This window comes from Candidatus Lokiarchaeota archaeon (assembly GCA_014730275.1).
Lineage (GTDB): Archaea > Asgardarchaeota > Thorarchaeia > Thorarchaeales > Thorarchaeaceae > WJIL01.
The window spans coordinates 1-4,530 of sequence record WJIL01000053.1 but is presented as its reverse complement, the minus strand read 5'-3'; the positions used below and the strand labels follow the sequence as shown (position 1 = coordinate 4,530).

Annotated in this window: 3 protein-coding genes; 2 read left to right on the top strand and 1 reads right to left on the bottom strand. The window is 46.8% G+C overall.

Annotated elements, in window-relative coordinates:
- Window positions 1-241: 241 nt before the first annotated feature.
- Entirely contained in the window at window positions 242-1,345 is a 1,104-nt protein-coding gene (locus tag GF309_05805) for a M24 family metallopeptidase (protein ID MBD3158288.1), read from the top strand.
- 17 nt (window positions 1,346-1,362) lie between these two features.
- Here GF309_05805 and GF309_05800 read toward each other — a convergent pair whose 3' ends face one another.
- Window positions 1,363-1,950 carry a hypothetical protein gene (locus GF309_05800; protein MBD3158287.1) on the bottom strand — a complete coding sequence of 196 codons (588 nt, stop codon included), beginning with the start codon at window positions 1,948-1,950 and terminating at the stop codon, window positions 1,363-1,365.
- A gap of 193 nt (window positions 1,951-2,143) precedes the next feature.
- On the opposite strand from GF309_05800, the gene GF309_05795 reads away from it, so the two are divergent.
- Window positions 2,144-4,530 (top strand): HAD-IC family P-type ATPase (locus GF309_05795; protein ID MBD3158286.1); only part of this gene is annotated, 2,387 nt, incomplete at its 3' end.

Genomic DNA, 4,530 nt, shown 5'->3' with positions numbered 1-4,530 from the left:
TCATACTGATATATCGGATTGACACACATTACTGTTCCGGATTGTCTGTATTCGTGCATAGGAATAGAGAATTAACTACTCATCTTGTCTTCTCACACTGATTCGGGCGACTTTTTCCACAGAGCTGAGCAAGTGAGACCTTTCTTCCAGGCGGCGAAAATGTGCATTTTTTATTCCTGAGTTTATTTTCGTTATCAGAATCGGAGCCGTTATTTGGGATGAATAACAACTATCATTCACAATGCTTAGTGCTTCTGTGTACAAAGAACGCCTTGCAGCTGTAGAGGATTCTATTTTTTCCAAGAATGCAGATCTGGCTTTTGTAACCCCTTCACCTACTTTCCAATACCTAACCGGACTGGCATATGAAATGCGCGAAAGACTCGTCTCGCTAATCATTCAGCCGGAAAGGGCTCCTATTCTGGTTGTTCCTAGTTTTGAACTCTCCGAAATATCTCAGAGAACTTGGATTGATGATTTCTTGTCCTGGTCGGAAGAAGAGGACCCATACAAACTCATCAGTGAAGAACTGGATATGGCAGATACTGAAACTGATATCTTCTTGGACGAAAGCACATCTCTTGGAATTTTCTGGAAGCTTGAGAAGGCACTAGGTGGTTTCAATTCTACCCCCTCGATTACTCCCCTTGTTGATGAGATGCGATTGAAAAAAGGCGAAGATGAGATACAGCTCATGAAGAAGGCGGGCCAAGTCATAGAGGACGCTGTAATGACTGCAATCAAGGGGGCCAAGAAAGGCATGACAGAAAGGCAACTGAAACAAATCGTAGCAAACGAAATCATCGATCATGGGGCTGAACCAACATTCGCTGCTGTACAGTTTGGTGAGAATAGTGCACTTCCACATGCCGAACCCAGCAATCGGGAACTGCAAGAGAAAGATGTTGTACTTCTGGACTGCGGATGTGCTGTAGATGGATATAACACAGACATGACAAGAGTTGGAGTGGTTGGTGAACCTACCGAGAAGCAGCGTGAGGTCTACGATGTGGTAGTAAAGGCACAGAAGGCAGCTCTTGATGAGGTTGGTCCCGGGTTATCATGCGGCTCTGCTGATGGAATCGCAAGAAGTGTAATCGAATCTGAAGGATACGGCAAGTATTTCACACACCGCTTAGGTCACGGGATTGGACTACAAGTTCACGAACCTCCATATCTTGTACGTGGAAACTCATTGGAATTAGCTCCCGGTATGACTCACAGTATAGAGCCCGGAGTCTATATCCCGGGAGAATTCGGTATACGAATGGAAGATCTTGTATGCATAACAGAAGACGGTCTCGAGCTATTAACTTTTGCACCGAGAGATTTTGTCATTATCTGAATGTTAGCACCTATTCGTTATGCGTCCTCTTCTTCCTCCTCCTGTCTTGCCATGATATCTTGAATCCGCTTGCGATCCTCCTCGGACAAATTCTGCATTGCCTGAGCTGACTGTTGCATTAGCTGACCCATTATGAGGCTGTAAAGTGCAGGGAGGGATGCTTGTGTTCGCTGTCTTTCGTGAAAATCTTGTTCTGCTTTTTCTTTTGCATCTTTCAGAGCTTCTTTGGTTACCTCTCCTTCTCCCACCCCTGGACAATCACGGTCACTGACATAGAACTTCTTGCCGTTGTACTTGAGCGGATACGTTTGGCAAGATATTGGTTTGTTGTATCCGATCTCACAAGCACTAGATTTTTCGTGATAAAAAATGCAAGCAGTCCCGTCTTGGTCTTCTAAATCCTTTCTTCTTGTTTCTATCGCAATTGGTTCATTTTCTGATTGTGGTAGATTGAACCTCAATCCAGGAAGTATATTCTGCAAGTGGCCTGCTTGCGTCCATCTGGCCAAATCATCAATAGTCACGTTGACCTGTTCTCTGAAGTGACATGCTTGTGTTTCGCAATTCTGTCCTAGGCATTTGAAGCTGTATTTCTTGTTTGCCATACCCAGTCACCAATTGAACTCGATTCAGATTGAAAGAGAGAACAATTCTTAATGCTTTCGAACTTCACAAAAAATGTGTGTCTCGATTTGATTCCAAACACAGCTTTCGAAAGGTATTTTTATCCGAGATAACTCGCTTGACCTACATAATCTGCTATTGAATCAGAGACCTTTCCCCGGAGCAATAAAAAAAATGTCCGAACAAGAGTGGTACAATAATAGCGCCGATTACACCATGGAAAAACTGGATACTTCCGAAGAGGGCCTCACGAGTGAAGAGGCAGAACAGCGCTTGGAGAAATATGGTCGAAACGAGCTCGTTGAAACGGGTGGGATTAGCCCCCTACAGATGTTTCTTGAGCAATTTGCCGATCCTATGGTTATCATATTGTTGGTAGCAATCGCGATATCCGTCGCCACATCGTTCTTTCATGGTGGCGAAGGCATTGTTGACGCAATTGTTATTTCAGCCATTGTTATCTTCAATGCGATTTTCGGGTTCGTTCAAGAATATCGATCTGAGAAAGCCCTTGAGAAGCTGAAGGAGATGGCTGCTCCTAAGGCTCGAATAAAACGAGAGGGCCTCTGGAAACAGATAGATTCCAGAGACGTGGTTCCGGGAGATATTCTGGGCCTTGAAGCTGGCGACAAGATTCCGGCCGACGCAAGAATCACGTACGCTGTCGGCTTGGGAATCGATGAGGCGGTTCTAACTGGAGAGTCGCAGAGCGTCAGGAAGACTGAGGATCCGATGAATGTTGAAAATCCCTCTGCGGGTGACATAAGGAACATGGTCTTCCAAGGCACAACTGTTGTTGCCGGGAAAGGAAGAGCCGTGGTCACATCCACAGGAATGGAAACTCGGTTTGGTAAGATTGCGGAGATGGTTCAGGAAAGCGAAAAAGGCATGACCCCTCTTCAACAGGACCTAGATGACCTCGGAAAGAAGTTGGGTGCTCTTGTTATTGCGCTTTGTGTGATTGTGTTTGCTGCTGAAATATTCCGATACGGTACAGAAGAACTCATTGAAGAACTGATGGCTGCGATTGCGTTGGCTGTTTCAGCCATTCCTGAAGGCCTACCTGCTGTTGTCACCATCACCCTGGCTATCGGTGTCCAACGTATGGTTGACAGAAATGCTATAGTAAGGCGCTTACCTTCTGTAGAGACACTTGGTTCAACTACTGTAATCTGCTCAGATAAGACCGGCACGATCACAAAGAACGAGATGACGGTCACAAAATTGTATGCTGATAGAAAGGTAATCTCTGTTAGCGGTGTCGGATACAACGAGGAAGGCGATTTCTCCTTTGAGGAGGACGCTTACGACGTCACATCCGATCCTCACACTAAACGCTTACTGCAGGTAGGGCAATGCTGCTCCAACACCGTTCTCCAAAATGATCCCTCTGGTGCAGCAGACTGGGCCGTTGTGGGTGACCCAACGGAAGGAGCACTGCTTGTTGCAGCAGAGAAAGCGGGTTTCAATTACGATGACACACTCGCTCAATACAAGGAGATAACGGAGATCTCCTTTGACTCTGCAAGAAAACGGATGACCAGTGTATGTGACGACAAGGACTCAGACAAGGTGTTTGCCTTCATGAAGGGTGCACCTGAAGTTGTCATCTCCTTGTGTAACAGAATCTATGAGGACGGCGAAGTCCGCCCACTTACAGAGGAAGACAAAGAGCGAATACTCGACATGAACGCAGAATTCGCAGAAGAAGCCCTCAGGGTCCTTGCTTTCGCCTACAGACCTCTTGACGACAATATGGACTATTCGGAGCCTGAAGAAGTAGAACAGCGTTTGATATTCGTTGGACTTCAGGGTATGATTGATCCTCCACGAGATGAAGTCTTCCATGCTATGAACGTCTGCAAGGAAGCTGGTATTCGCCCTATCATGATTACCGGTGACCACGCCTTGACCGCCCGTGCTGTATCAATCGAGGTCGGCCTCATTGACGAAGGCGGCCGCGTCGTCACTGGCTCCGAAATTGAACAGATGACTGATGAGGAATTCCAGCAAGTGGTCTATGATGTTGATGTCTATGCTCGTGTAGACCCAGAACACAAATTGCGAATCGTTCAGGCTCTTAGGAATTCTGACGAAGTCGTTGCTATGACCGGTGACGGTGTCAACGACGCTCCTGCTGTGAAGCAGGCCGATGTCGGAGTTGCTATGGGTATCAGAGGCGCCGACGTTACGCGGGAGGCTTCTGACGTTGTCCTTACAGATGACAACTTTGCAACGATAGTCTCCGCTGTTGAAAAGGGTAGAGAAATCTATTCTAACATAAAGAAATTTGTCCGCTTCCTATTAGCGGCCAATTTCGACGAGATTTTTCTAATCTTTACAATAATCATGTTAGGATTACCTCTACCAATCACACCCATACAGATCCTCTGGCTGAACCTCGCCACGGATGGATTCCCGGCCCTGGCCCTTGGTGTCGACCCACCAAGCAAGGGCGTGATGGAACGACCGCCGCGAGAACCAGGCAAGAAGATGATGGATCGCGGAATGATTTCCTTCGTCCTGGTCGCAGGATTCGTCGCATTCCTCGCGTCGAGCTT

Bases quoted from the DNA above. Each gene is read 5' to 3' on its own strand.
- GF309_05800 (MBD3158287.1), bottom strand. From the start codon at position 1,950: ATGGCAAACAAGAAATACAGCTTCAAATGCCTAGGACAGAATTGCGAA.
- GF309_05805 (MBD3158288.1), top strand. From the start codon at position 242: ATGCTTAGTGCTTCTGTGTACAAAGAACGCCTTGCAGCTGTAGAGGAT.